This window comes from Streptomyces sp. A5-4 (assembly GCF_051131715.1).
In the GTDB taxonomy this organism is placed as follows: Bacteria; Actinomycetota; Actinomycetes; order Streptomycetales; family Streptomycetaceae; genus Streptomyces.
This window is the reverse complement of the sequence record NZ_CP178591.1, coordinates 742,194-767,314: the sequence shown is the minus strand read 5'-3', so window position 1 is coordinate 767,314 and position 25,121 is coordinate 742,194. Positions and strand designations below refer to the sequence as shown.

At 71.2% G+C, this 25,121-nt stretch carries 24 protein-coding genes and 1 pseudogene; 13 read left to right on the top strand and 12 right to left on the bottom strand.

All coding sequences use genetic code 11. From position 1 onward, the window contains the following. Positions 1–18 precede the first annotated feature (18 nt). From ACLLJJ_RS03445 to ACLLJJ_RS03435, 3 genes are all read right to left on the bottom strand, one after another. Positions 19–1,503, bottom strand: coding sequence for a Gfo/Idh/MocA family protein (locus ACLLJJ_RS03445; RefSeq protein WP_434587772.1), 1,485 nt, complete (start codon positions 1,501–1,503; stop codon positions 19–21). 263 nt (positions 1,504–1,766) lie between these two features. Further along, a complete protein-coding gene (locus ACLLJJ_RS03440; protein WP_434587771.1) occupies positions 1,767–4,703 on the bottom strand; it encodes an FAD-binding and (Fe-S)-binding domain-containing protein in 2,937 nt (978 codons plus the stop codon). Positions 4,704–4,758: 55 nt separating this feature from the next. Continuing rightward, positions 4,759–5,226: a MarR family winged helix-turn-helix transcriptional regulator gene (locus tag ACLLJJ_RS03435; RefSeq protein ID WP_434587769.1), complete on the bottom strand. Its 468-nt coding sequence runs from the start codon at positions 5,224–5,226 to the stop codon at positions 4,759–4,761. A gap of 92 nt (positions 5,227–5,318) precedes the next feature. Between ACLLJJ_RS03435 and ACLLJJ_RS03430 the strand changes: the two genes are divergently transcribed. From ACLLJJ_RS03430 to mltG, 3 genes and pseudogenes are all read left to right on the top strand, one after another. Continuing rightward, entirely contained in the window at positions 5,319–7,130 is a 1,812-nt protein-coding gene (locus tag ACLLJJ_RS03430; RefSeq protein ID WP_434587768.1) for an ABC transporter ATP-binding protein, read from the top strand. A 58-nt stretch (positions 7,131–7,188) separates the two neighbouring features. Then, a pseudogene (locus ACLLJJ_RS03425) lies at positions 7,189–7,796 on the top strand (hypothetical protein). A 346-nt stretch (positions 7,797–8,142) separates the two neighbouring features. Next, positions 8,143–8,949 carry an endolytic transglycosylase MltG gene (gene mltG, locus ACLLJJ_RS03420; protein WP_434587767.1) on the top strand — a complete coding sequence of 269 codons (807 nt, stop codon included), beginning with the start codon at positions 8,143–8,145 and terminating at the stop codon, positions 8,947–8,949. Between the two features lie 3 nt (positions 8,950–8,952). On the opposite strand, the gene ACLLJJ_RS03415 is transcribed toward mltG, so the two are convergent. Then, positions 8,953–10,056: an NAD(P)-binding domain-containing protein gene (locus ACLLJJ_RS03415; RefSeq protein ID WP_434587766.1), complete on the bottom strand. Its 1,104-nt coding sequence runs from the start codon at positions 10,054–10,056 to the stop codon at positions 8,953–8,955. 91 nt (positions 10,057–10,147) lie between these two features. On the opposite strand from ACLLJJ_RS03415, the gene ACLLJJ_RS03410 reads away from it, so the two are divergent. Next, positions 10,148–10,438: a hypothetical protein gene (locus ACLLJJ_RS03410; protein WP_434587765.1), complete on the top strand. Its 291-nt coding sequence runs from the start codon at positions 10,148–10,150 to the stop codon at positions 10,436–10,438. Between the two features lie 77 nt (positions 10,439–10,515). Here ACLLJJ_RS03410 and ACLLJJ_RS03405 read toward each other — a convergent pair whose 3' ends face one another. From ACLLJJ_RS03405 to ACLLJJ_RS03385, 5 genes are all read right to left on the bottom strand, one after another. Continuing rightward, on the bottom strand, positions 10,516–11,724 hold the full coding sequence (locus tag ACLLJJ_RS03405; RefSeq protein ID WP_434587764.1) for an LLM class flavin-dependent oxidoreductase: 1,209 nt from the start codon (positions 11,722–11,724) through the stop codon (positions 10,516–10,518). Beyond that, entirely contained in the window at positions 11,724–12,767 is a 1,044-nt protein-coding gene (locus ACLLJJ_RS03400) for an ABC transporter substrate-binding protein (RefSeq protein WP_434587763.1), read from the bottom strand. The genes ACLLJJ_RS03405 and ACLLJJ_RS03400 overlap by 1 nt, the downstream gene beginning before the upstream one ends. 42 nt (positions 12,768–12,809) lie before the next feature. Beyond that, positions 12,810–13,670 carry an ABC transporter ATP-binding protein gene (locus tag ACLLJJ_RS03395; protein WP_434587762.1) on the bottom strand — a complete coding sequence of 287 codons (861 nt, stop codon included), beginning with the start codon at positions 13,668–13,670 and terminating at the stop codon, positions 12,810–12,812. Next, complete coding sequence (locus tag ACLLJJ_RS03390) at positions 13,643–14,527, bottom strand: ABC transporter permease (RefSeq protein ID WP_434587761.1); 885 nt, start codon at positions 14,525–14,527, stop codon at positions 13,643–13,645. Before ACLLJJ_RS03390 ends, ACLLJJ_RS03395 begins: the two co-directional genes overlap by 28 nt. A 140-nt stretch (positions 14,528–14,667) precedes the next feature. Further along, positions 14,668–14,751 (bottom strand): putative leader peptide, encoded by an 84-nt coding sequence (locus ACLLJJ_RS03385; protein ID WP_434600287.1) that lies wholly within the window; start codon positions 14,749–14,751, stop codon positions 14,668–14,670. A gap of 107 nt (positions 14,752–14,858) precedes the next feature. Between ACLLJJ_RS03385 and ACLLJJ_RS03380 the strand changes: the two genes are divergently transcribed. The 6 genes from ACLLJJ_RS03380 to melC2 all read left to right on the top strand — a co-directional run bounded on the left by ACLLJJ_RS03380 (position 14,859) and on the right by melC2 (position 18,526). Then, the gene (locus ACLLJJ_RS03380) at positions 14,859–15,281 is read left to right on the top strand and encodes a secondary thiamine-phosphate synthase enzyme YjbQ (protein WP_434587760.1); all 423 of its coding nucleotides are present in this window, start codon (positions 14,859–14,861) and stop codon (positions 15,279–15,281) included. Positions 15,282–15,381: 100 nt separating this feature from the next. Further along, positions 15,382–15,615, top strand: a complete 234-nt coding sequence (locus ACLLJJ_RS03375) for a hypothetical protein (protein WP_434587759.1) — start codon at positions 15,382–15,384, stop codon at positions 15,613–15,615. A 6-nt stretch (positions 15,616–15,621) separates the two neighbouring features. Next, positions 15,622–15,963, top strand: a complete 342-nt coding sequence (locus ACLLJJ_RS03370; RefSeq protein ID WP_434600286.1) for a tetratricopeptide repeat protein — start codon at positions 15,622–15,624, stop codon at positions 15,961–15,963. 57 nt (positions 15,964–16,020) lie between these two features. Then, on the top strand, positions 16,021–16,842 hold the full coding sequence (locus ACLLJJ_RS03365) for an SDR family NAD(P)-dependent oxidoreductase (RefSeq protein WP_434587758.1): 822 nt from the start codon (positions 16,021–16,023) through the stop codon (positions 16,840–16,842). A gap of 398 nt (positions 16,843–17,240) precedes the next feature. Then, positions 17,241–17,648: an apotyrosinase chaperone MelC1 gene (melC1, locus tag ACLLJJ_RS03360; RefSeq protein WP_434587757.1), complete on the top strand. Its 408-nt coding sequence runs from the start codon at positions 17,241–17,243 to the stop codon at positions 17,646–17,648. Between the two features lie 50 nt (positions 17,649–17,698). Beyond that, entirely contained in the window at positions 17,699–18,526 is an 828-nt protein-coding gene (gene melC2, locus ACLLJJ_RS03355; protein WP_434587756.1) for a tyrosinase MelC2, read from the top strand. On the opposite strand, the gene ACLLJJ_RS03350 is transcribed toward melC2, so the two are convergent. Next, complete coding sequence (locus tag ACLLJJ_RS03350) at positions 18,527–19,231, bottom strand: HAD family hydrolase (protein ID WP_434587755.1); 705 nt, start codon at positions 19,229–19,231, stop codon at positions 18,527–18,529. Positions 19,232–19,256: 25 nt separating this feature from the next. Then, positions 19,257–19,739: an Lrp/AsnC family transcriptional regulator gene (locus ACLLJJ_RS03345; RefSeq protein WP_434587754.1), complete on the bottom strand. Its 483-nt coding sequence runs from the start codon at positions 19,737–19,739 to the stop codon at positions 19,257–19,259. A 230-nt stretch (positions 19,740–19,969) separates the two neighbouring features. Between ACLLJJ_RS03345 and ACLLJJ_RS03340 the strand changes: the two genes are divergently transcribed. From ACLLJJ_RS03340 to ACLLJJ_RS03330, 3 genes are all read left to right on the top strand, one after another. Next, on the top strand, positions 19,970–21,475 hold the full coding sequence (locus ACLLJJ_RS03340) for an FUSC family protein (RefSeq protein WP_434600285.1): 1,506 nt from the start codon (positions 19,970–19,972) through the stop codon (positions 21,473–21,475). 264 nt (positions 21,476–21,739) lie between these two features. Further along, entirely contained in the window at positions 21,740–22,897 is a 1,158-nt protein-coding gene (locus ACLLJJ_RS03335) for a nitric oxide synthase oxygenase (protein ID WP_434600284.1), read from the top strand. Positions 22,898–22,961: 64 nt separating this feature from the next. Then, positions 22,962–24,008 (top strand): lactonase family protein, encoded by a 1,047-nt coding sequence (locus ACLLJJ_RS03330; RefSeq protein ID WP_434587753.1) that lies wholly within the window; start codon positions 22,962–22,964, stop codon positions 24,006–24,008. 109 nt (positions 24,009–24,117) lie between these two features. On the opposite strand, the gene ACLLJJ_RS03325 is transcribed toward ACLLJJ_RS03330, so the two are convergent. Then, positions 24,118–25,044 (bottom strand): sirohydrochlorin chelatase, encoded by a 927-nt coding sequence (locus tag ACLLJJ_RS03325; RefSeq protein ID WP_434587752.1) that lies wholly within the window; start codon positions 25,042–25,044, stop codon positions 24,118–24,120. Between the last annotated feature and the right edge of the window lie 77 nt (positions 25,045–25,121).

Below are 25,121 nucleotides of genomic sequence, written 5' to 3'. Positions count from 1 at the left end.
GCCGGGCCCCGCGGTCCGCTACTCCTTGGGCTTCTCGGAGTCCATGCCGGGGCGCGACTTCTTCCACTCGCCGCGGGTGAAGTCCGGGATCTGCTGAGGCATCCCCTTCGCCTTGATCGACAGGTGGCTGAGCGGCACCGGCGCCGTCCACGTCGCCGCGTCGTACACGTCGAAGTCCGGCACCAGACCGAGCCGCATGCACTGCATCGTCCGGTAGACCAGCATGTAGTCCATGCCACCGTGGCCACCGGGCGGGTTGGCGTGCTCCTTCCAGAGCCAGTGGTCGAACTCGGCGGCGTACTGCCCGAAGTCGCCCCACTCGTCGTTCTGCTGGTCCGGCTCGATGTAGATCCGCTCGGGATAGTCCTCGAAGACGCCGCGCGTGCCGCCCAGGCTGTTGATCCTGCTGTACGGGTGCGGGGTCGAGACATCGTGCTCAAGCCGGATCACCCGGCCCTTGGCCGTCTGGACGAGGCTGATCGTGCGGTCGCTCTCTATGTACGACTCCTTGAAGCTCGGGTCGCCCGGCGGCATGTGCTCCGCGCGGTACTGGGCGAGACCGAGTGCGGGGGAGCCGACGCTGGTGATGCTCACGGCGCGGTCACCACGGTTGAGGTCCATGTAGTTGGCGACCGGGCCGAAGCCGTGGTTGGGGTAGAGGTCGCCGCGCAGCCGGGTGTGCCATAGCCGGCGCCAGGGGCCCTCGTAGTAGTCCGGGTCGAACATCAGGCCGCGCAGATCGTGGTTGTACGCGCCGGCGCCGTGCAGCAGATCACCGAACTTGCCCGCGTGGGCCATGCGCAGCACGCGCATCTCGTTCTTGCCGTAACAGCAGTTCTCCAACTGCATACAGTGGCGCCTGGTCCGCTCCGAGAGGTCGACGAGCTCCCAGAGCTGGCCCAGTTGGAGCGCGACCGGACACTCCACGCCGACGTGCTTGCCGTTCAGCATGGCCGTCTTGGCCATCTCGAAATGGAAGTCCCAGGGCGTCGCGACGTACACGAAGTCGATGTCGCCGCGCTTGCACAGATTCTTGTAGTCGTCCTCGCCCTTGGTGTAGACGGCGGGTGCGGGCTGCCCGGCCTTGACGACCTTGGCGGACGCCGCCTCCGTCTTCGACTTCACCGGGTCACAGATCGCGACGACCTTGACCCCCGGCACCGCCAGGAAGAGGTCGATCATGCTGCCGCCGCGGTTGCCCAGACCGACGATGCCCACCCGGACCGTGCTGCGCCGTTCGAAGGGGACACCGACCATGGTGCGGCCGTGGCGCTCGGGCGCGGCGGCCTCCGCTCCCGCTCCCGCCTCAGCGGCCGTTACGGACGGTTCCGCGGCAGATGCGCTGCCCGCCGTACCGAGCGCGCCGAGTCCGATTCCGGCGCCTGCCGCGCCCGCGGTCCACAGGACCGATCGGCGGCTCGGCGGGTTGTGGTCGCTGCCTTCGTTGCTGTCGTTGCTGTCGCTGCCGTCGTGCTGCGGGGTCTGCGCTGCTGCGTCGTTCATCGAGCCTCCAGGGGAACTGGCGGTGCGCCTGCCGGGACGTGGGCATCGGTGACTTGAGAGGGCATGACGTGAGATTCGGCGCACCATGTTCGTGTCGCGAACCTCGGTAAGGACCCTGGTAGTTGTGGCTGCTGATGCGCAAGAGCGGCAATTGGACTCTTGGAACGGGCTCATGGACTCTTGTCGCCGAGCCCCGACGCACCGGGTGCCCGTGACGTCCACGTCACGGGCACCCGGTGCGCATCGCCTCAGAAATCAGCAGTTCAAACGGGACCGTCCGGCCGTGTCACACGCTCCAGCTCCAGCAGCACCGAGCGGTAGTGGCGGCCCGTCGCACGGTCCATGCCGACCTCGCACATCCGGTTCGCCGAGAGATACGCGTCGTACTCCGTGGCGGCGACCTCGGCCGCCTCCCGCGCCGTCGCCGAATCCGTCAGCTCCTTGTGCAGCATGCCCCGGTCGCCCGCGAAGGCGCAGCAGCGCACATCGTCCGGTACGACGACCTCCTCCGCGCACGCCTCGGCGACCGCGCGCAGCTGCTCCTCGTCGCCCAAGTGCCGCATCGAGCAGGTGGGGTGGAGCACGGCGGTGCCGATCCTGCGTCCCGTCGGCAGCTGGGGGAGCAGCTCCTCGGCGGCCCAGACGACGGAGTCGACGACAGTCAGCTCCGCGTGCAGCGCCCGGTTGTCGTCGGTGAGATACGGCACCACCTCCTGCGCCAGGCCCAGCGTGCACGAGGAGGCGTCGACGACCAGGGGCAGGACGCCGCCCGCCGTCCAGCCCCAGGCGGCCTCGACGATGCGGTTGGCCATGACGGCATTGCCCGCGTCGTACCCCTTGGAATGCCAGATCGTCGCGCAGCAGGTGCCCGCGACGTCCTTGGGGATCCACACCGGCTTTCCGGCGCGCGCCGACACGGCGACGACCGCCTGCGCGAGCGAAGGCCCCCAGTACCCCTCGGGCTCACCGAAGATCCGGTTCACACAGGCCGGGTAGTAGACGGCGCGGGCGCCCACCCGTACGGTGCGCGGCAGTCGGCGGGCGGCGGCGCCGGGGATCTCCGGCAGCCACTCGGGCACCAGATCCGGCCGCACGGCCCGGCGGGCCAGCCCGGTGACCCGGGTCAGCAGCCGGTCGCCGAGGAGGTCGGCGGCGGCCACCGCGAGCCGCGCGGAGGCCTCGACCGCCTTGAAGTTCTTCGCGGCCAGCGCGGCGACGCGCTCCTCGCGCGCCGAGTGCCGCCGATGGCGGAAGTCCTTCATCAGGGCGCCGGTGTCGATGCCGACGGGGCAGGCGATCCGGCAGGTCGAGTCGCCCGCGCAGGTGTCCACGGCGTCATACCCGTACGCCTCCACCAGGCCGTCCTGGACCGGCGAGCCGTCCGGCTGACGCATCATCTCCCGCCGCAGCACGATGCGTTGGCGCGGAGTCGTCGTCAGGTCACCGCTGGGGCACGTCGGCTCACAGAAGCCGCACTCGATGCACGGATCGGCGATCAGCTCGACCTTGGGGATCGTCTTGAGGCCGCGCAGATGCGCCATCGGGTCGCGGTCCAGGACGATGCGCGGCGCCAGCACCCCGTCCGGGTCGATGAGCTGCTTCGTACGCCACATCAGCCCGGTCGCCCTCGGCCCCCACTCCAGCTCCAGGAAGGGCGCGATATTGCGGCCGGTGGCGTGCTCCGCCTTGAGCGAGCCGTCGAAACGCTCGACCGTCAGCCGGCAGAAGGCGTCCATGAAGGCGGCGTAGCGCGTCACGTCCGCTGCCTCGGCGGCGTCGAAGGCGAGCAGGAAATGCAGATTGCCGTGCGCCGCGTGGCCCGCGACGGCGGCGTCGAAACCATGCTCCGCCTGCAGCAGCAGGAGCGCCTCGCAGGCCTCGGCGAGCCTCGAAGGCGGGACGGCGAAATCCTCGGTGATCAGCGTCGTACCGGCGGGCCGGGCGCCGCCGACCGCCGTGACGAACGCCTTGCGGGCTTTCCAGTACCCGGCGATGGTCTTCGCGTCACGGGTGAACCTATTGGTCACAGAGGCGACGGGCGCGACCAGGTCGAGCCCCGCCAGGGTCTCGGCGGCCACCCGCTCGTACGCGTCCTGCCCGGCCTCGTCCGGCGCCCGGAACTCCACCAGCAGCGCCGCCGTCTCCCTGGGCAGCTCGGCCCAGTCGGCCGGCACCCCCGCGACACTCACCGAGGCGCGCAGCGTATTGCCGTCCATCAGCTCCACGGCGACGGCCCTGGCCTCGTTGAACAGGGGGACCGCGGCGGCAGCGGCGGACAGCGTGGGAAAGAAGAGCAGCGCGGTGGAGAGCCTGCGGTCCAGCGGCAGGGTGTCGAAGACGACCTCGGAGATGAAGCCGAAGGTGCCTTCGGAGCCGACCATCAGGCCGCGCAGGATCCGGACGGGCGTGGCGCCGTCCAGGTAGGCGTCCAGCCGGTAGCCGTTGGTGTTCTTGATCTCGTACTTGGCGCGGATCCGGGCGGTGAGCCCGGCGTCCGCCTCGATCTCCGCCTTGATCGCCAGCAGCCCCGCACACAGCGCCGGCTCGGCGTGCGCCAGTTCCTCGTCGGCGGCCGGGTCCCCGGTGTCCACGACCGTGCCGCTCGGCAGCACGAAGGTGAGGGAGGAGACTGTGCGGTAGGAGTTGCGGGTGGTGCCCGCCGTCATGCCCGACGCGTTGTTGGCGACGACGCCGCCGATGGTGCAGGCGATCGCGCTCGCCGGGTCCGGCCCGAGCACCCTGCCGTACCGTGCGAGCGACGCATTGGCCCGGACCACCGTGGTGCCGGGGCCGATACGGGCCCGCGCACCGCCGTCGAGGACCTCCACCCCCGCCCAGTGACGGCGCACGTCGACGAGGATGTCCTCGCCCTGCGCCTGGCCGTTGAGCGAGGTCCCGGCCGCCCGGAACACCACTTCGCGGCCCTTGCCGTGGGCGTACGAGAGCACCGCCGAGATGTCGTCGATGTCCTCGGCGACCACCACGGCGCGGGGAACGAAGCGGTACGGGCTGGCGTCGGACGCGTACCGCACGAGGTCCGAGACCTTCCACAGCACCTTGTCGGCGCCGAGCAGCGCGATCAGCTCGCCGCGCAACGGCTCGGGGGTGCCGCCGGCCTGCGCGTCCGGCACCCGGTCGGGCGCCGACGCCCGCGGGCCGGTGGGACGCAGCGCTCCGGACTTCGGCTCCAGCAGAGGCATCTCGCGGTCCTCTCGGTGGCGATGGCGGTGGCGGTGGACGGGCGCCGGGCTCCACTCAGCAGCCGCGCTCCGGCATCCCGTCGACCAGCGTGGACATCAGGCCGCCGAGCACCTCGCGCTGCGCGACGGTCAATGGGGCAAGGATCTCCTCCGCGGCGTCGCGGCGCGCGCTGCGCAGCGACCCGAGAGTGGTCCGGCCGGTGTCGGTGAGCTCGATCCTTATCACCCGTCGGTTGGTGGGATCGGGCACCCGGCGCACCCGGCCGCTCGCCTCCAGGCCGTCGACCAGGGTGGTCACGGCGCGCGGAACCACGTCCAGGCGCCGGGCGAGATCGGCCATCCGCGGCGACTCGTCGTGGTGCTGGTAGTGGTTCGAAACGGTGCGCAGCAGCCGGGACTGCGCGGGGGTGATGCCGATCGGCTCCATCTGCCGGCGCTGGATGCGATGGAGTCTGCGCGTCAGTCGCAGCAGCTGCTCGGCCAACAGGCCGTCGGCGTCGGACGTGACGTCGGAGGTGCTCATACCGGGAACAATATCAGGACCCTGTGCATTGTGAGTATAGGTAACAATGAGCTAAGCTCTTGAAATCCCGCTTTCTCATCCTGAAGGAGCCCATGAACCCCGATCGATCCTCCTGGACGCCCCCAGCCCGTGACCCCGCGCAGCCGGAAGAGCCCGCGCAGGTGCGTCGTATCCTCCGGCTCTTCCGCCCCTACCGCGGGCGCCTGCTGATTGTCGGCGTGCTCGTCGCGGCCTCGTCGCTCGTCGCCGTCGCCTCACCGTTCCTGCTCCGCGAGATCCTCGACACGGCGATCCCGCAGGGCCGCACCGGGCTGCTCAGCCTGCTCGCCCTCGGCATGATCCTGACGGCCGTGGTGACGAGTGTCTTCGGCGTGCTGCAGACCCTGATATCCACCACGGTCGGCCAGCGCGTCATGCACGACCTGCGCACCGCCGTCTACACCCAGCTCCAGCGGATGCCGCTGGCCTTCTTCACCAGGACCCGCACCGGCGAGGTGCAGTCCCGCATCGCCAATGACATCGGTGGCATGCAGGCGACGGTGACCTCCACCGCGACGTCCCTGGTCTCCAACCTGACCGCGGTCCTGGCCTCGGTCGTCGCGATGCTGGCCCTCGACTGGCGGCTGACCGTCGTCTCGCTGCTCCTGCTGCCGATTTTCGTCTGGATCAGTCGCCGGGTCGGCCGTGAGCGCAAGCGGATCACGACGCACCGGCAGAAGCAGATGGCATCGATGGCGGCCACCGTCACCGAGTCGCTGTCCGTCAGCGGCATCCTGCTCGGCCGGACCATGGGCCGCTCCGACTCGCTCACCAAGGCGTTCTCCGAGGAGTCCGAGCGGCTCGTCGATCTCGAAGTGCGCTCCAACATGGCCGGGCGCTGGCGGATGTCCACCATCGGCATCGTCATGGCCGCCATGCCCGCCGTCATCTACTGGGCCGCGGGCCTGACCATGCAATCCGGCGGGGCGGCCGTCTCCCTCGGCACGCTCGTCGCCTTCGTCACGCTCCAGCAGGGCCTCTTCCGGCCCGCAGTGAGCCTGCTGTCGACCGGCGTGCAGATGCAGACCTCACTCGCGCTCTTCCAGCGGATCTTCGAGTACCTGGACCTTCCGGTGGACATCACCGAGGTCGACAGGCCGGTCCGGCTGGAGAAGATCCGCGGCGAAGTGCGTTTCGACAACGTCGACTTCGCCTACGACCAGAAGAACGGCGACACGCTCAGCGGTATCGACGTCACGGTGCCCGCGGGCACCAGCCTCGCCGTCGTGGGGCCCACCGGCTCCGGCAAGAGCACCCTGAGCTATCTGGTGCCCCGGCTGTACGACGTCACCGGCGGGCGGGTCACCCTGGACGGCATCGACGTGCGCGACCTGGACTTCGACACCCTCGCCCGCGCAGTGGGCGTGGTCTCCCAGGAGACGTACCTCTTCCACTCCTCCGTCGCCGAGAACCTGCGCTTCGCCAAGCCGGACGCGACCGACGACGAGCTGCGCGCCGCGGCCGAGGCGGCCCAGATCCACGACCACATCGCCTCCCTGCCCGACGGGTACGACACCCTGGTCGGCGAGCGGGGGTACCGCTTCTCCGGCGGCGAGAAGCAGCGCCTGGCGATCGCCAGGACCATCCTGCGCGACCCGCCCGTCCTGATCCTCGACGAGGCGACGAGCGCCCTCGACACCCGCACGGAACACGCCGTGCAGCAGGCCATCGACGCGCTCTCAGCAGGCCGTACGACCATCACCATCGCGCACCGCCTGTCCACCATCAGGGACGCCGACCAGATCGTCGTCCTCGACGACGGACGGACCGCCGAGCGCGGCAGTCACCAGGAGCTGCTGGCGAAGGACGGCCGGTACGCCGGGCTGGTCCGCAGAGACACCGAGCTGGCCCCCACCGCGTCCTGACGGGGCGGGTGCACCCCGGCCGCCGGAAGCCCCCGCGGCTACGGAATGATCGCTGCCCATGAGAGCACTGCATGGGGTGGAACTGCCGGGCCACCGGCCCGTGGACGAGGATGTGTGGGCGAGTGACGCGGGCGATCTGCTGTCGCTGCACTACTTCGGGCTGCCGCCGGATCTCCCGGCAGCCCTGGACGACGGACCCTCGCTGAGAGCAGGGCTCACCGGCTACGTCGCGGAAGCCGGGGGAGGGCTGATCGAAGCCTCGGTGAAACGCTCGGAGAGCTCCCCGCCGTACGCCAGATACTCAAGCTGCCGCTGCCGGGACAACCCAGCGGCCAGGTCTTCATCGGAAGCTTCACCGTGCCGCGCGTCGGCTGCTCCGCCGTCGTCAAGGTCCAGGCGCCCGAGCGCGGCATGACAGGGGTGCGGGAAGCCGTGGTGCTGGCGAAGGTCGGCCCCGAGCAGTACTTCAGGCCCCACCCCTACGCCCCTGACGTCCGGGGCGGGCTGCCCTTCCATGCCGCTGACCACGCCCGCTGGGACGCCGAGTTCCCCGACCACCCGTTGACGCGGGTGCGGCGCACCCTCGACCAGTTGGTGGAGTCGGTGCGGGCCGATCCGGAATTCGCGGCGCTGCCGCCCTTCGAGGGCCCGCAGTACAAGGCCTGAACGCGGCGGCGCCGCCACCCCCTGGGACGGGGGACGGCGGCGCCGGGTGAGACCTCGGTCAGACCAGCCAGCCCAGGAAGTGGAAGGCGCCGGCGAGAAGGTCGGTGATGAGGTTCATGAGCTTGGGTTCTCCTTGTGCTTCGTTCTTCTGCGGGACTGTGCAACAACGGTCTGCAGCCCGTCACTTGCACCCCGTAAGCATCATGCGCGGCACCGCCGTCGAGCAACGAAAACGACCACGACCACGCGTTCGAGCGAACACCCGATCCCCTGTTCGCGTGTTCCCGCGTTTGTGTCGGCGTTCCCGGCTCCCGGAAACGGCGCACCGCGCGGGTTAGCGTGCCCCATGAATAACGAAAACTCGACAAAACCGCCCAAACGCAAGCCCCGTCTGACCCGCCGCGGCCGACTGCTGCTGGTGGCGGGCACGACGGTCGTGGTGGCAGCGGCCGTCCTGGTGCCGATGCTGCTGCTCGGGGACGACGAAGCGCGCGCGCAGAGCCTGCTGGTTCCGGAGGGGTGGCGCGCCCCGCAGGTGTACGCCGCCGTCGACAAGGCGCTGGAAGCCGCGTCCGGCACCACGGAGAAGGCCGTCGCGAAGGCGGGGCTGTCGCTTCCGGGGGAGGCGGGGGCCAATCCGGAAGGGTTCCTCTTCCCGGCCACCTATCCGGTCGACGAGAAGACGACGCCCGCGAGCCTGCTCACGTTCATGGTCAATACCGCCGACAAGAAGTTCGGCACGGCGCCGACGGTCTACCGGACCGTCACCATCGCCAGCATCGTCCAGGCCGAGGCCGACACCCCCGAGGACATGGGGAAGGTGGCAAGGGTCGTCGACAACCGGCTGCTCCACGGCATGCCGCTGCAGATGGACTCGACCCTCAACTACGCGCTCAATCGAAGCACCCTCGACACCACCCACGAGGACACCAGGATCAACCACCCCTACAACACCTACGAGCGCACCGGCCTGCCGCCGACACCGATCGGCAACCCGGGGCAGGAGGCGATGGACGCGGTGCGCAATCCGCCGCCCGGGAACTGGCTCTATTTCGTCACCGTCGGCCCGGGGGACACCCGCTTCACCGACAACTACGCCGAGCAGCAGAAGAACGTGCAGGAGTTCAACAGGAACCGCAGCGACGGCGCCTGACGGTCAATCAGCCGCTGTCATCACGGACGACGCAGTCACCGGCCCGGGTCGGCGCTCCAGCAGCCGGGTGATCGCCCGCACGGCGGCCCGCCCGGCCCGGTTGGCGCCGATGGTGCTGGCCGAAGGCCCGTACCCGACCAGATGGACGCGCTCGTCGCGCCAGGCGCGCGTGCCGTCCACCCGTATGCCGCCGCCCGGCTCGCGCAGCCTCAGCGGCGCCAGGTGGTCGATCACGGGGCGGAACCCGGTGGCCCAGAGGATCACGTCCGCCTCGACCGTGCGCCCGTCGTCCCAGGCCACGCCCTGGGGGGTGATGCGGTCGAACATCGACAGCCGATCCAGGATGCCGTCCGCGCGGGCCCGCGCGACGGCCTCGGTCACCGGCAGACCGGTCACCGACACGACGCTCTGCGGCGGCAGCCCGCGCCGCACCCGCTCGTCCACGAGGGCGACCGCCGCGCGCCCCTGGTCCTCGCCGAACGGGCCTTTCCGGAAGAGCGGTGCGCGCCGCGTCACCCAGGTGATCCCGGCGGCGGTCTGGGCCACCTCCATCAGATGCTGCACGCCGGAGGTCCCGCCGCCCACGACGATCACGCGCTGCCCGGCGAACTCCTGCGGCCCCGGGTAGTTCGCCGTGTGCAGCTGCCGTCCGCGAAAGGTCTCCTGGCCCGGGTAGCGGGGCCAGAAGGGCCGGTCCCAGGTGCCCGTCGCGTTGATCAGCGCGCGCGCCGACCAGCTGCCCCGGGACGTCTCGACGAGCAGTCGCCCGTTCTCGCCCTCGCGCACCGCCCGCACATCCACCGGCCGGTGGACCCGCAGCCCGAAGATCTGCTCGTACCTCTCGAAGTACTCCCCAATGACCTCGGAGGAGGGCCGGCTCGGGTCGGCGCCGGTCAGTTCCATCCCGGGCAGCGCGTGCATGCCGTGCACCTTCCCGTACGTCAGGGACGGCCACCGGAACTGCCAGGCGCCGCCCGCGCGCGGCGCGTGGTCGAGCACCACGAAGTCCCGGTCGGGGTCGAGACCGGCGCGCCGCAGATGGTAGGCGCTGGACAGGCCGGCCTGCCCGGCGCCGATCACGACGACGTCCACGTCTGCGACTGACACCCCGATGTTGTTCACGTTTCTACCAACAGTGCGGGGCCGGTGGATCTTCCCGCCGCCAGGTACTTTCCCGCGATGTGGGTACGGTGCCGGAATGACCACCGTCGAATACGTGTACCGGGTGGACGCACCCGCCGGAAGCGTCGGCTGGCGTCCGCTGGGTGAGCGCTACCGGGGCACCGTCCTGACCGACACCCTGCCTGAGGACGCCGAGTTCGTCGCGGCGGGGGTGGTGCGGGACCTTGCCACGGAGTGGGACCACAGCGGCACGGGCGTCCACCACGTCCGGATCTGCGTGTGGCGCGACGCGGAGGGCGTGGGGCCCGAGGACGCGGAATGCACGGTGGAGGTCCAGCCCGACCTCGACCAGCTGCCCGACGTCTGACCCGCGGCGCCGCGGCCGGGCGGGGTCCGGTGCGCCGGACCCCGCCCGTGTCGGGCGGCCCCGTCCGCCCGTACGGCCTACCGCCCGCCGCCGAGCAGTAACGGCGCGCCGCCGGGAGCCGACGCCGGCCGCCCGTTCGCCGCGGGCACCCCGCTCAGCGGTGACGTGAGCGGGTGCGGCAGCAGCCCGCGGCGCGCCAGCTCCGGCGTGACGCCTTCGCCGAACCAGTACGCCTCCTCCAGATGGGGGTAGCCGGACAGCACGAAGTGCTCGACGCCCAGTGCGTGGTACTCCTCGATCCGGTCGGCGACGTCCTCATGGCTGCCCACCAGCGCCGTGCCCGCCCCGCCCCGCACCAGTCCGACCCCCGCCCACAGGTTCGGCGAGATCTCCAGGCTCTCCCGCGAGCCGCCGTGCAGCGCCAGCATTCGCTGCTGGCCCACCGACTCGCTCCTGCCCAGCGCCTGTTGGGCCGCCGCGATCGTGGCCGGATCGAGGTCGCCGAGCAGCCGGTCCGCGGTCGCCCACGCCTCGCGCGCGGAGTCCCGCGAGATGGAGTGCAGCCGGATGCCGAAGCGGACGGTACGGCCCCGCTCCTCGGCGAGCCCACGTATCCAGTCGATCTTCTCCTTCACCTGGGCTGGCGGCTCGCCCCAAGTCAGATACACATCGGCGTGTTCCGCCGCGACCGGCCCCGCGGCGGCCGACGAACCGCCGAAGAAGATCTCCGGCAGCGGGTCCGGCGGCAGCGCGGTCAGCCCGCCCTCCACCTGGTAGTGCTCACCGTCGAAGTCGTACGGCACCCCGCCCCACGCCCCGCGCACCACTGAGAGGAACTCGGCCGTCCGGGCATAGCGGCGGTCGTGGTCCAGGTGGTCGCCGAACCGTCGCTGCTCGGTGGAGTCCCCGCCCGTCACCACATTCAGGAGCAGCCGCCCACGGGTGATGCGCTGGTACGTGGCGGCCATCTGCGCGGCGAGTACCGGTGAGATCACCCCGGGCCTGAACGCCACCAGGAACTTCAGCCGCTCGGTGTGCTGGGCCAGCGCGACCGTGGTCAACCAGGCGTCCTCGCACCAGGTGCCGGTCGGCGTCAGCACCGCCTCGAAGCCGAGCTGTTCGGCTGCCTTGGCGATCTGGGCCAGATATTCGATGTCGGGCGCGCGCACCCCGCTCACCGGCGTGATCTTCGAGCGCTTGATTCCGCCGTCGGTATAGGCGTGCCGGTCGACGAGGGTCCTGCTGTCACCGCCGGTGGGGAGGAACCAGTGCAGGTGGACGGTCATCAGGAGGTGGCCTTTCCATAGCGGCGCGGAGCGGTGGTGGACGCCGGGAGATCACGGTTGAAGCGGGTGTCGACGTAGTCCTTGAAGGCGAACCGGCGTGGAATCAGCTTCAGTTCGGCGAAGGTGTCGGCGATCCGCTGTTCGGAGGCGATGGCGTCGCTGTCCACGGCGACCGGCACGCGCGTGGCGTTGCTGCGCTTCACGGAGTCCAGTGCCACCTCGTACGGCAGCCCGGTCTCCTTCGCCCAGACCTTCGCCCATGCCTCGGGGTGCTCGAAGACCCATTTCTGCGCCCGGTTGAGGCGTTGCAGATAGTCGCCGACGGCCCGGGACTTCTCCTTGTCCTTGAGCGCGGTGGGCGAGGCGATCTGAAAGCTCAGTCCGTTGACGACGCCCTCGCCGTCGGTCAGTACGCGCGCCTTCGCAGTGCGCAGGACCTGCGAGGTGTACGGGTCCCAGATCGCCCAGGCGTCGACCTTGCCGCGGCTGAACGCGGCCAGTGCGTCGGCCGGTTGGAGGTATTTGAGCTGCACGTCCGCGATGGTGAGGCCGGCCTTCTTCAGCGAGGCGATCAGCTGGTAGTGCGCGGAGCTGCCCTGGGCGACCGCCACCGACTTGTCCTTGAGTTCGGCGGGCTTCTTCAGCGGGGAGTTCTCGGGGACCACGATGGTCTCGCCCGCGGAGGAGCCGTGCGAGGCGCCCACCACGGTGATTTTCGAGTCGGAGCCCGCCGCGAAGACCGGTGGGGTGTTGCCGACGCCACCGATGTCCACGGCCTTGGCGTTGACGGCTTCGAGCAGCGGGGGACCCGAGGTGAAGGTGGACCACTTGATGGTGTATTCCAGGTCGTCGAGCTCACCGGCGGCCCGCAGGATTGCCTCCGAACCACCCTTCTGGTCACCGACGTTGAGCGTGGTACTGCCGGATCCGTCGGTGTCGTCGCCGGGCCCGCCCGAGGTGTTCGTGGAGGACGCCCCGCCGCACGCGGTCAGCAGCAGGGAGAGGGGGAGGAGCAGGACGGGCAGCAGGGTGTGCCGTTTCATGGCTGATCGGTTCTCTCTGTGGTGGAGCCGGGGGAGTGGGGGTCAGGCGACGTGCTCGTGAGTGGCGTTCTCCTGGTGGCTCGTGTGTCGCGGCTCCGGGCGGGTCTCCCGCGGGGGCGTCGACTCGTCGACGCCCAGTTCGGCCAGCAGCCGGGAGCGCTGTGCGGCGAACCCCGGGGTGCCGACGGAGCGGGGGCGGTCCAGGGCGATCCGGGTGTCGTACGCGATGAGGCCGTCGCGCATGACCAGCACCCGGTCGGCGAGCAGCAGCGCCTCGTCGACGTCGTGGGTGACCAGGAGCACCGCGCAGCCCCGCCGCTGCCACAACTCGGCGACCAGCCGTTGCGCGGTGAGCCGGGTCAGTGCGTCCAGCGCGCCGAACGGTTCGTCGAGCAGCAGGAGATCCGGTTCCCGTACGAGCGCACGGGCCAGCGACGCGCGCTGCGCCTCGCCGCCGGACAGGGTCTTGGGCCAGGCGCCGGACCGGTGCCCGAGCCCCACCTCCTCCAACGCGCGCTCCGCGACCGCCCGGTCGGGCTTGCCCGGCAGCCCGAGCAGCACATTGCGCCACACCCGCTTCCATGGCATCAGCCGCGGCGCCTGGAAGGCGACGGCCCGGCGCTTCGGCACGAGTACGGTGCCGTCGATCTCCCGGTCCAGGCCGGCCAGGACGCGCAGGAGGGTGGACTTGCCGCAGCCGCTGCGGCCGAGCAGCACGGTGAACTCACTGGCGCGCAGGGTCAGATCGAGGCCGTCGATGACCGGCCGCCCGTCGAAGGCGCGGGTCAGGCCCTTGACCCGTACGGCATCACTGCGTACGGCGTCGTCGTGTGCGTCGGTGTCGGCGGCCGGACTCGCGGTCGCCGTCTCCGCGGTCACTGGCCGGTGAAGTTCGGTCGCCATTGCAGCAGCAGCCTTTCGAGGGAGCGGACGATGACATCGGCGGTCAGACCGAGGAAGGCGTAGACGACCAGGCAGACGACGATCACGTCGGTACGGAAGAACTCGCGGGCCTGGTTCATCAGGAAGCCGATACCGGCGTCGGCGTTGATGGACTCGCCGAAGACCAGTGCCAGCCAGGCGGTCGCCAGCGAGTAGCGCAGCCCGGTCATCGCACCGGGAAGGGCCCCGGGCAGTACGACGTGCCGGATCAGACCCCAGCGGCCGAGGCCCAACGCATGGCCCGCCTCGATGAGTTGCTCGTCGACGCCGCGGATCCCGGCATACACGTTGAGGTAGAGGTGGAAGGCGACGCCGAGCGCGATGAGGGCGACCTTTGGGGCCTCGCCGATGCCGAACCAAATGATGAACAGCGGGATCAGACCGACCCAGGGGACGGTGCGCAGCATCTGCACGCTGGCGTCCACCAGGTCCTCGCCGAGCCGCGAAAGCCCCGAGGCCAGCGCCAGCGCGGTGCCGATCACGACGCCGATGAGCAGTCCCACGGCGACGCGTTGGAGCGAGACGCCCATGGCGTGCGGCAGTGTGCCGTCGGCGATCAGGTCGGCGCCGGCCCGGGCGATGGTGCCGGGCGAGGCGAGGCTGTCGGGGTGCAGGACACCTGTCGCGCTGAGTACCTGCCACAGGGCGAGCAGGGTCAGCGGTCCAACGGTGCGGCGGAGCCAGCGGGGTACCGAGCGGCGTCGGCTGCCGGGGGAGGTGCGGGGTGTGACGGGTTCGAGGGCGGGTGCGGCAGGCGGCGATTGCCGCGGTGAGCCGGATTTAGCGCATATGTCCGGCGGGGCGTGGCCGAGGCTCATTGCGGGCTCCACGGGCAGGAGGCGGCGCGCCTCGGCTGCCGTGCGCGGCGTTACGGCACGGGGTCAACGAGGCGGGGCGCAGGGGGGAGAACTGGCGAGAGGCCAGTGGCGCGGCTGGCGCGCGAAGGAGTGAGAGGGCGTCAGCAGCCGCGGCGACACGCGGCGGAGGCCACTCGCAGCAGGTCGATGTGACCGCGCGTAGTGAGTACTACTGAACGCAACATGCGCCAGAAGGTAGCGAGGGGGCCGGGCCGTGGTCAATGCCGTCTCGACACGCGGACACACGTTCTTGAGGCATGGACAGCCCGGTCCGATGCGCGAGGATGGCGGGATGTCCGATGTCTTCACCACCCGCATCCTGCGCGTCACGACCGGTTCAGACGAGACCGTGAGCGACCTGACGCGCGACATTCAGCTCTTCCTCGACGAGGCGGCGCACGGCAGGAACGGCCTGCTCAATGTGTTCGTACCGCACGCGACCGCCGGAATCGCGGTCATCGAGACCGGCGCGGGCAGCGACGACGACCTGCTCGCCACGCTGCACACCCTGCTCCCGGCCGACGACCGCTGGCAGCACCGTCACGGCAGCCGGGGCCACGGCAGGGACCATGTCCTGCCCGCCCTCGTGCCGCCGCACGCGACGCTGCCCGTCGTCGGCGGCCGGCTGGAGCTGGGCACCTGGCAGTCGGTCTGCCTCGTCGACACCAACAAGGACAACCCCGACCGTCAGGTGCGGCTGAGCTTCCTAGGCTGACGCCGCCGGCTCGGTGGCGCGCCGCCCGCGGTAGTCGTCGGCGCGTCGCACGAAGATCTCGTGCAGGTCGTGCGCCGCTCCCGGGAGCAGTCATCACCTGGTGACCCGGTCCCTCTCCCTGCTCCGGCGCCCGGAATTCCTCCATCTGTACGGCGGAATTCTGTGTACCGCGGATCTCGCCAATGATCCGATCGGTGTTTATGAGGCGCTGCTGCAGGAATCGCCGCCGCGGCTGGAGGGCCACGACCGGCGCGGTGAGGCGATCACCTTGACCGAACTGGCCGCCCTGGCACTGGACGTCGGTCTGACCGACCGGGCGTACGAGGAGTACTGACAGGCGCTGGCCGGAGCACGGGAAACGACCGACCTGCACACCGAGGCGAAATCCCTGCACGGACTCGGCGACGTCTGCCGGACCACCGGCGAGGTCGACGAGGCCATCGACCGGTACCAGCAGGCGGTCGACGTGCGGCGCCGGATCGGCGACCTGCTCGGCCTCGCGTGCTCACTCTTCGAAGGCGGGAAACTGCTCGCCACCGTCGGCCGAACCGACCTGGCACAGACGGCCCTTGCCGAGGCCGTCGTGATCTTCGACAACCTGCAGGACGCCACGGCCGACGAGGTCCGCGGCCACTTGGCCGAGCACCGTGGCGGCGGGACGGACCGCCCGCCCGGCGGCTGAGCCGCTGGATATGCTCACGTGGTTCTGCACGCGACCCTGTTCGGAGGCCGTACGACCATGGCTGATCAGCGAGTTGTCATCGTGACCGGTGGAGGCACAGGCATCGGCGCCGCTACTGCCAGACTGCTCCGCGAGGCCGGGCACCAGGTGGTGATCTCGGGGCGGCGCCCCGAGCCGCTGCGCGTGCTCGCCGAGGAGACCGGAGCCCTGGCGCACCCCTCCGACGCCGCCGACCCCGATGCCGTGGTCGACCTCGTCGATGCGGCCGTGTCCGCCTACGGGCGGCTCGACGGGCTCGTGCTCAACGCGGGGATCGGGCGCAGCGGGGCGGTCGGTGAGCTGTCGGTCGACGACTGGGAGAGCGTCATGCGCACCAACGTCACCGGGCCCTTCCTGCTCCTGCGCGCCGCGCTCCCGCACCTGCTGGCCGCGCGCGGCTCGGTGGTCGCGGTCGCCTCGGTGGCCGCGTTGCGCAACGGCGTCGGCAACGCGGCGTACGCGACCTCCAAGGCGGCCCTGCTCCAGCTCTGCCGGTCGCTGGCCGTCGACTACGGGCCGCAGGGCCTGCGGGCCAACACCGTGTGCCCCAGCTGGGTGCGTACGGAGATGGCCGACCGGCGGATGGCACGGTTCGCACAGGAGGCGGAGCTGGGGGACGGCCGTGCGGAAGCGGGTTACGAGGCGGCGACCCGGCTGATTCCCGCGCGGCGCCCCGGTGAGCCGCGTGAAGTCGCCGAAGCCGTCGGATGGTTGCTCTCGCCCGCGGCGTCCTTCGTCAACGGGGCCGTCCTCACGGTCGACGGCGGGGTCACGGCGCTCGACCCGGGGACCGCCGCGTTCGACTTCCGGATCGAATCGCGTGGTGCGGACGGGAGTTAGGGCTCCGGGGGCGCGGCGCGCGGGGCGGGGGATTCCGGACAGCTTTCGAATGTGAGCGCAGCCACGTCAGTTCGGGTGCGGCAGGAGATTCTTCACGGGATCGCCATATCTTCCGCAAGAAGTCCTGATGCGGCGCCGTTTCGCCACCAGGACAGAAAGATCAACTTCGTTCAATTCTGCACTTCGTATCCCGGTCTGTCCGTATAGCGGTGAACCGACCCGCTGCGACTACTGCCCACCGGACGTATGGCTGTAGGCATATGCCAAGACGGCCCACCGGGCTGCGCAGGCCCTGACCGAGCCGCACGCGCCGCCGGTGACGCGCCGTCAATGACGACGAATCCGAGGCCAGTTGCCTACGGGTTCACCGCATCGCAGTCATATCTGGGGGCTTTTCCATGTCACAACTCACCCGCCGTCGCGCCCTGGGCGCCGCAGCGACCGCCCTGACCGGCCTCGCTCTGACGGGCTTCGTGCGGACGGCCGGCGCGTCCGACCCGCGGACCGCCGGCCAGCATCCCGAGGACCACCCGGGGCACTCCGGACACGAAGGGCCGCAGCCGTTCAGCGAGACCTTCCAGGGGCGCCGCATAGAGGGCGCGCCGTCGGCCGGCGGAGGCCATCACGGGGGGCACGGTGGCGGCTACTCCGTGCGGATCGACGGCGAGGAACTGCACGTCATGCGGAACGCGGACGGCACGTGGATCAGCGTCGTCAACCACTACGAGACGTTCGCCACCCCGCGCGCGGTGACCCGGGCCGCGGTGATGGAGCTCCAGGGCGCCGTACTCGTTCCCCTGGCCTGATCCCGTGACGCGCGATTCCGCCGACCATTTCCTGAACCGGGGAGCACCTCATGACCGTACGCAAGAACCAGGCGAACCTCACCACGGCCGAGAAGCGGGCCTTCGTCGACGCGCTGCTCGAACTCAAGCGCAGCGGCCGGTACGACACGTTCATCACCACGCACAACGCCTTCATCATGAGCGACACCGACAACGGGGACCGGGTGGGCCACCGGTCACCCTCCTTCCTGCCCTGGCACCGCAGATTTCTCATACAGTTCGAGCAGGCGCTGCAGGCCGTCGACCCGACCGTCGCGCTGCCCTACTGGGACTGGACGGCGGACCGCACCGCCGCGTCCTCCTTGTGGGCCCCGGACTTCCTCGGGGGCACTGGCCGCAGCAGGGACGGGCAGGTCACCGAAGGGGCGTTCGCCTTCGGGGGCGGCAGATGGCCGGTCACGGTAAGGGTCGACGGGCGCGGCTTTCTCCGCCGGGCGCTCGGGTCGGGTGTGCCGCAACTGCCGACGCGCGCGGAGGTCGACTCCGTGCTCGCCATGCCCACGTACGACACCGCGCCCTGGAATAGCGCGTCGGACGGATTCCGCAACCATCTGGAGGGCTGGCGCGGCGTCAACCTCCATAACCGGGTGCACGTCTGGGTCGGCGGTCAGATGGCCACCGGCGTCTCGCCCAACGATCCTGTGTTCTGGCTGCACCACGCGTTCATCGACCGGCTCTGGGCCCAGTGGCAGGCACGTCACCCCAACTCCGCCTACCTGCCGGCCGCGGGGACGGCCAACGTCGTGGACCTCCATGACATCATGCGCCCCTGGAACGACGTGACGCCGGCCGACATGCTGGACCACACCAAGCACTACACCTTCGACACCGCCGCATAGCTAGGGAGTTGACAGGACGGGCGCCGGCCGGCGGAGCCAGTCGTACGCCGCCTGCGCGGTGAACTCGCTCTGCCCGCCGGGGAAGAGCAATTCGGCCGCGGTGAACGCCGGGTCGCTCTCGGTGCCGCGCACATAGGGGACGGCGATGCAGCGCATCCCCGCCGCACGGGCCGCCACCGCGCCGGGCGCCGCGTCCTCCAGGACCACACAGTCCGCGGGCTCGGCCCCGATCCGGCGAGCGGCCTCCAGGAAGATGTCGGGGGCGGGCTTGCCGTACGGGACTTCCTCGGCGGAGACCACGGTGGTGATCAGCGCGTCGAGGCTGGTGCCGGTGAGCACCGCCTCGATCGCGGCGAGGGAGGAACCGGACGCCACGATCATGGGGACGCCGTCGGCGTGCAGCCGCCGGACGAACGTGAGCATCTGGGGGAAGACCTCGGTGGACAGGCCGGCCAGCTCCAGGTAGAGCCGGTTCTTCCGCGCCAGCATCTCCTCCAACGGCGCCTCGATCCCGTACTGCTCACGCAGGACCTCCAGGGTCTCGCGGGTGCTGATGCCGATGAAACGGCTGTGCGCCTCCCAGCTGAAGTCCGCGACCCCGTACTGGGCGAGCAGCCGTTTGCCCGCCTCGTAGTAGTTCGGTTCGCTGTCCACGAGAGTGCCGTCGAGATCGAAGATGACCGAGATGCCGCGCGGGGTGCTCATGCCCCCCAGCATGCCAATCCGGTGATCAACGTGGCGTACCGGCCGCCCTGCCCACCGCCTCGACCAGCGGAAGCAGCCGGTGCGCGACGCGCTCGCGCAGCGCCACCTCGGTGCGGGTGCGCACCACGCCCGGCAGCTGGATCAGGTGCTGGATGATGTCCTCCAGGTGCCCGTTGTCGCGCGCCGCCACCCGCGTCAGCAGGTCACCGCCGCCGGTGATGGAGAACGCCTCGATGATCTCGGGAACGGCCGCCAGGGCGTCACCCACCTCGTCAAGATGCCCCTGGGTCACCTCGACGTGGACGAAGGCCAGCACCGGGTGGCCGAGTGCGGCGGGGGACAGGGACGGGCCGGTTCCGGTGATCACGCCGTCCCGCTCCAGCCGGTCCAGCCTGGCCTGAAGGGTGCCTCGGGCAATGCCGAGGACGCGGGCGTACTCGCGCACGCTGCTGCGCGGCTGCTCGATGAGCAACCGCAGGATGCGCGTGTCGAGCTCGTCCACTGCCATGATCCGTTGGTCTCCCTGTGGCTCGACTGTCGCGGCATTGACTGTACCAATGGTCCAGTCCCAGGGAGCTGAGTTGAGCCACCGACCCTCTAGATGCTTTCCTCTGACTAGCGATGGCGCCGTGCAGCGCCGGGACGGCGACGAAGCCGCTTCCCGGACCCGCGGCGCCTTTGCCATGCCTGCGGGAACACCCACTGGAACAAGGGGGGCGGCGGACCGTCGTGAAGAGGATGTTTATGGCTCCGGACCCGGGGCGTCTGCGACTGCGCGTCTCCACCCGCGCCGTCGTCGGCGTGGGCCTCTCGGTGGCCGCCGCCGAGCTGGTCGGCCTGTCCCTGACCGCCTCCATCACGGCGGGCCTCGCCGCGCTGCTCGCGCTCTTCACGGTCCAGGACCCGACCGTGCGCCGCCAGGCGGTCACCACCGCGCTGCTGCCCGCCGTCGGATTGCCCGTACTGGCCCTGGCGACGGCCCTGCACGGCCTGCCGCACGTACGTGACCTGGCGTTCCTCGCCGTGGTCCTCTGTGGTGCCTACGCCAGGCGCTGGGGGCCGCGCGGCCACGCGCTCGGCATCTTCGCGTTCATGCAGTTCTTCGCCACTCAGTTCCTGCACGCCGAACCCGGGCAGTTGCCCGGGCTGTACGCCGCGGTCACGCTGGCCGTCGCGGTCAGCGCGACCGTGCGCTTCGCCCTGTGGCCCATCGAGCGCCGGACCCCACCGCCGGCCGCGCCCGCCCCGCTGACCGGACGCGGCATCACCCGTCCCACCACCCGCCAGGCCTTCCAGGTGACGGCCGCCTGCGCGTTCGCCCTCGCCATGGGGCAGCTGCTCTCCCACGAGCGCTGGTACTGGGCCGTCGGCACCGCCTGGTGGATCTTCGTCAACACCACCACGCGCGGCGAGACCCTGGTCCGGGGCTTTCGCCGGGTCGTCGGCACGGTCGTGGGCATCGGCGCCGGACTGCTCGTCGCGATCCCGCTCGCCGGTGCGCCCACGCCGACCGCCGCCCTGGTCGCCGTCTGCGTCTTCGGGATCTTCTACACCGCCGCCCCCTCGTACAGCTGGATGATGTTCTTCGTGACGGTCATGGCCGGCCTGCTGTACGGGCTCCTCGGCGTCCTGCACCCCGGACTGCTCCTGCTGCGCTTCCAGGAGACCGCCGTCGGCGCGCTCGGCGCCGCCCTCGCTGTCGGCCTCGTGCTGCCCGTCACCACCCACGCGACCACCGACGCCTGGATCCGGCGCGCGCTGCACAGCGTCCGCGCCTGCACGGCCCACGCCGCGCGACGCCTGGCCGGGGACGGTGACGCCGACCCGGCCCCGCACGCGGCCGAACTGGAACAGCTCCTCGCCCGGGTACGGATGACCCTCGCCCCCCTGGTGCACCCGCTGAGCCCCCTGCGCGCCCGCAAGGCCCGCGCCCGGCAGGTCATCACGCTGCTCGACGACTGCGCCCGCCTGGTGCGCTCCCTGGCCGCCGTCGCGGCCCACCCCGACGCCTCCCACGACGCCCGCCTCGCCGCCGCCTGCGCGCGGGTGGAGGCCGCGGTGGAGGCACTGGTGTCACCGGCCGGGGCGGTACCCACCGGACAGCGGCCCGTGCCCGCACAGGCGCCCGCCCAGCACCCCGGGGCCGAGGCGGCGCTCCGGCACCTCCATGAGCTCGAAAGGGCGCTCGGCGAGCTCGCAGCGCCCCTGCGCGCGCCCTCGCGCGGGCCTCTCGTAAGCGCCTGAGCTGCGGCCTGGACAGCAGGCCATCGAATGATGCGCGTGTACCCGGCATCCGCAGGGTGGATCAGCGCACCCAGGGGGTAACCCGGCGGCATCGCAGGGGTGACCGGCGCGGGTCGCGCGGGAGCGGTCCGTATCCCCTTCAGCCCGGGGGTGCACGCCATGTGGAAGTACCGTCGTCGATCCGTGGGTCAGGACGAGGTGCCGATTCCTCCCACGCCGCACACCGAGCGGCCCGACAGGCCGTCCGCCGCGCCGGACGGGCACCTGGGATGCCCGGCGGGCCACCAGGGCCCGGACCACGCGCCTGGTGCGCTGAACCGGCAGGCCGAGGAATTCATCCTGCTCCACCACCGCGAGGAGTGCGCCGCAGCCGACCCGGGCGCCGCGGAGCGTCGGCTCGCTGTCGTACGGGCCGAGATCGCCGCCACCGGAACGTATCGGCACAGCGCCGCGGAGCTCGTCTTCGGGGCGCGTGTCGCCTGGCGCAACAGCAACCGGTGCATCGGCCGCCTCTACTGGCGTTCCCTGCGCGTCCGCGACCGCAGAGACCTCGGCGAAGCCCCGGACATCGCCCGGGAGTCCGCGGCCCATCTGCGGGAGGCCGGCAACGGCGGTCGGATCCGCCCGCTGATCACCGTGTTCGCTCCGGACACCCCGAGCCGCCGAGCCCCGCGCATCTGGAACGAACAGCTCGTGCGGTACGCGGGCTACGCCACGACCGACGGCCGCGTCGTCGGCGACCCGCGCAACACCGGGATCACCGACCTCGCGCTGCGGCTGGGCTGGCCGGGCGGCCCCGGCACGCCCTTCGACGTACTGCCCCTGATCGTCCAGGGCGGCGACGGGACGCCGCACTGGTACGTGCTGCCGGACGACGCGGTGCTCGAAGTCGAATTGCGCCATCCGGACGGCAGCTGGGGCGCCGAATGGGGACTGCGCTGGCACGCCGTACCGGCCATCTCCTGCATGTGCCTGGAGATCGGCGGCATCTGTTACCCGTCGGCGCCCTTCAACGGCTGGTACATGGGCACCGAGATCGGCGCCCGCAACCTCGCCGACACCGACCGCTACAACCTGCTGCCGCTCGTCGCCGAACGGCTCGGACTCGACACGTCGAGCGACCGTTCGCTGTGGAAGGACCGCGCGCTCGTCGAGCTCAACCGCGCCGTGCTGCACTCCTTCGACCGCGCGGGCATCACCATGTCCGACCACCACACCGAGTCGTCGCGCTTCCTCACCCATCTCGACCGGGAGGAGGCGAAGGGCCGCGGAGTGGGGGCGGACTGGTCGTGGATCGTGCCGCCGATCTCCGGTGCGGCCACCCCCGTCTTCCACCGGACGTACGACACCACCGAGCGGCGGCCCGCCTATGTGCACCACCCGGAGGCGTCGGCAAACACCCGTGGAGAGTATTTGGTCTAGACCGCTCCGTGCCCTGCTAGCGTCGGCCCCGCAGCACGATCAACTGGCGGAAAGGGGCTCCACGGTGAGCAGCAGCAACGCGGACGGGCGCGCATTCATAGGGTCGTTCACCTCGGCAGGAGGGCACGGAATCATCGCCGCGGCCGTGGACGGGGAAACGGGCGCGCTGACCCGGCTCGGAGCGACGGACACGGTCCAGGACCCGTCTTTCCTGGCGATCGCGCCCGGCTCCACGGTCCTGTACGCCGTCAGCGAGACCGAGGACGGGGCGGCAGCGGCATTCGACGTGACCGGCGACGTGCCCCGGCCGCTCGGCGACGCGGTGCCGGTGGGCGGTGCGTCGCCCACCCACCTCGCCCTCGCCGCCGGACACCTGGTGACCGCCAACTACGGCTCGGGGAGCGTCACCGTGCTCCCCGTGCGGGCGGACGGCGCACTGGATGCCGCCACCTGCGTCCTGCACCATCGCGGCAACGGCCCGCGCGAAGACCGCCAGGAGGGGCCGCACGCGCACCAGGTGCTGGCCGACCCCGGCGGGCGATGGGTGCTCAGCGTCGACCTCGGCACCGACTCCGTGCGCGTCGGCGAGCTCACCGCCGCCACCGGCACCCTGCGCGTGCACGCCGAGACCCCGCTGCGGCCGGGCACCGGCCCGCGCCACATGGCCTTCCATCCGGACGGCGGCCACGCGTACGTCCTGAACGAGCTGGAGCCCACCCTCATCGTCTGCCGGTGGGACGCGGAATCCGGCCTTCTCGTACCGCTCGACGAGACCTCCGTGGTGGAGGCCGGTACCGAGGGGGAGGTGTACCCCTCCGAGGTGGTCGCCTCGCACGACGGACGGTTCCTGTGGGCGGCCAACCGCGGTCACGACAGCATCGCCGTCCTCGCACTCGACGCGACCGGCGCCAAGGCGGAGCTGGTCACGGCGGTGCCGTGCGGCGGTCACTGGCCCCGCGACCTGACGCTCGACCCGACGGGACGTCGGCTGTACGTCTCCAACGAGCGCTCCGGGGACGTGTCCTGGTTCGACATCGACCAGGAAACGGGCATCCCGCACCGCACGGGCTCCATCGAGGCGCCCGCCGCCTCCTGTGTCGTCTTCGGTTGACGGACCGCGGCCGACGCGTCGCGCGCCACGGCGCGGGCCCGCGCGGGCCGGGCGTCATCAGCAATGTGAAGGGCCCGCGTCCGGTGGACCCTTCAGCGGCTCCCGGCGGTCAGCGGACCGGCGCCCCCTGGGTGGGCTGCTGCGGGGCGATGCCCAGCGCCGTCGAATAGTGCGACAGCACGAGCTTGCCGATCGCGGGGTACGCGCCCAGCGGCTCGGCCGTCGCGCAGTCGGCCTCCTTGACGGCGGCTTCGAGCAGACTGTCCGGCACCTCGGGGCCGATCGCGTACGGCGCGAGAGCCAGCTGGGCCGAACCCGAACCACGCAGCTCCGCGGCGGCGGCGGCGATCGAGCCCTCCTGGTCGAGCGCGGCGGCCAGTACCGGCACGGCGAGCCGCGCGGCCAGCAGCATGCCGGTGATGCCCGCGGCCTGCACGGCCTCGTCGCCCCCCACGGTGGCCAGGATGATGCCGTCGGCCGCCGTGGTGACCGTGAACAGCCTGGCGCGGTCGGCGCGGGCCAGGCCGGCCTCGGAGAGGCGTACGTGCAGCGCCTCGGCGAGCAGCGGGTGCGGACCGAGGACGTCGGTCAGCTCGGCCGCGGCACGGCTGTCCATGACGGCCTGACGTATCCGGCGCATCAGGGCGTTCTCCGGGCCCGCCAGCAGCGGCACCACGACGGCGACGACGCCCTGTGGCTCGGTGGCCTCGCGGCCCGCGGCGAGTGCCTGCTCGTAGCGGGCGGTGCGCTCGGTGGCGGCGTGCGCGAGGACGCTGCCGAGCGAGGGGTATTCGCCGTCGTCGCCGTCGAGGTAGCCGATTCTGGCGTCAAGACCGGGCAGCTCGGAGCGGGCGATGCTGATGACTTCTTCCGCCAGGCCGCGCGGAGCGCTGCCCGGGGCGCCGGGGACGGCGAGGACGAGCGCGGGCGCGCCCTCGGGCGCCACCGCGGGTTCCGGGCGGCGGTGCCGTCCGGACTGGCGGGGTCGCGGCATTCGTACAGGCAGGCCGGATGCTGGCCCAGTGGAGGAGCTCATGGCGCCGCATGCTACTGGCTTTGGGTACCCGGCCGTTCGGGGAGGGCCCAATCAAGCGGTATCTGTCCCCATTTATC

Coding starts and splice junctions, on each gene's coding strand:
- ACLLJJ_RS03445 (WP_434587772.1), bottom strand. CDS start 1,503: ATGAACGACGCAGCAGCGCAGACCCCGCAGCACGACGGCAGCGACAGC.
- ACLLJJ_RS03440 (WP_434587771.1), bottom strand. CDS start 4,703: ATGCCTCTGCTGGAGCCGAAGTCCGGAGCGCTGCGTCCCACCGGCCCG.
- ACLLJJ_RS03435 (WP_434587769.1), bottom strand. CDS start 5,226: ATGAGCACCTCCGACGTCACGTCCGACGCCGACGGCCTGTTGGCCGAG.
- ACLLJJ_RS03430 (WP_434587768.1), top strand. CDS start 5,319: ATGAACCCCGATCGATCCTCCTGGACGCCCCCAGCCCGTGACCCCGCG.
- mltG (WP_434587767.1), top strand. CDS start 8,143: ATGAATAACGAAAACTCGACAAAACCGCCCAAACGCAAGCCCCGTCTG.
- ACLLJJ_RS03410 (WP_434587765.1), top strand. CDS start 10,148: ATGACCACCGTCGAATACGTGTACCGGGTGGACGCACCCGCCGGAAGC.
- ACLLJJ_RS03405 (WP_434587764.1), bottom strand. CDS start 11,724: ATGACCGTCCACCTGCACTGGTTCCTCCCCACCGGCGGTGACAGCAGG.
- ACLLJJ_RS03400 (WP_434587763.1), bottom strand. CDS start 12,767: ATGAAACGGCACACCCTGCTGCCCGTCCTGCTCCTCCCCCTCTCCCTG.
- ACLLJJ_RS03395 (WP_434587762.1), bottom strand. CDS start 13,670: ATGGCGACCGAACTTCACCGGCCAGTGACCGCGGAGACGGCGACCGCG.
- ACLLJJ_RS03390 (WP_434587761.1), bottom strand. CDS start 14,527: ATGAGCCTCGGCCACGCCCCGCCGGACATATGCGCTAAATCCGGCTCA.
- ACLLJJ_RS03385 (WP_434600287.1), bottom strand. CDS start 14,751: ATGTTGCGTTCAGTAGTACTCACTACGCGCGGTCACATCGACCTGCTG.
- ACLLJJ_RS03380 (WP_434587760.1), top strand. CDS start 14,859: ATGTCCGATGTCTTCACCACCCGCATCCTGCGCGTCACGACCGGTTCA.
- ACLLJJ_RS03365 (WP_434587758.1), top strand. CDS start 16,021: ATGGCTGATCAGCGAGTTGTCATCGTGACCGGTGGAGGCACAGGCATC.
- melC1 (WP_434587757.1), top strand. CDS start 17,241: ATGTCACAACTCACCCGCCGTCGCGCCCTGGGCGCCGCAGCGACCGCC.
- melC2 (WP_434587756.1), top strand. CDS start 17,699: ATGACCGTACGCAAGAACCAGGCGAACCTCACCACGGCCGAGAAGCGG.
- ACLLJJ_RS03350 (WP_434587755.1), bottom strand. CDS start 19,231: ATGAGCACCCCGCGCGGCATCTCGGTCATCTTCGATCTCGACGGCACT.
- ACLLJJ_RS03345 (WP_434587754.1), bottom strand. CDS start 19,739: ATGGCAGTGGACGAGCTCGACACGCGCATCCTGCGGTTGCTCATCGAG.
- ACLLJJ_RS03340 (WP_434600285.1), top strand. CDS start 19,970: ATGTTTATGGCTCCGGACCCGGGGCGTCTGCGACTGCGCGTCTCCACC.
- ACLLJJ_RS03325 (WP_434587752.1), bottom strand. CDS start 25,044: ATGAGCTCCTCCACTGGGCCAGCATCCGGCCTGCCTGTACGAATGCCG.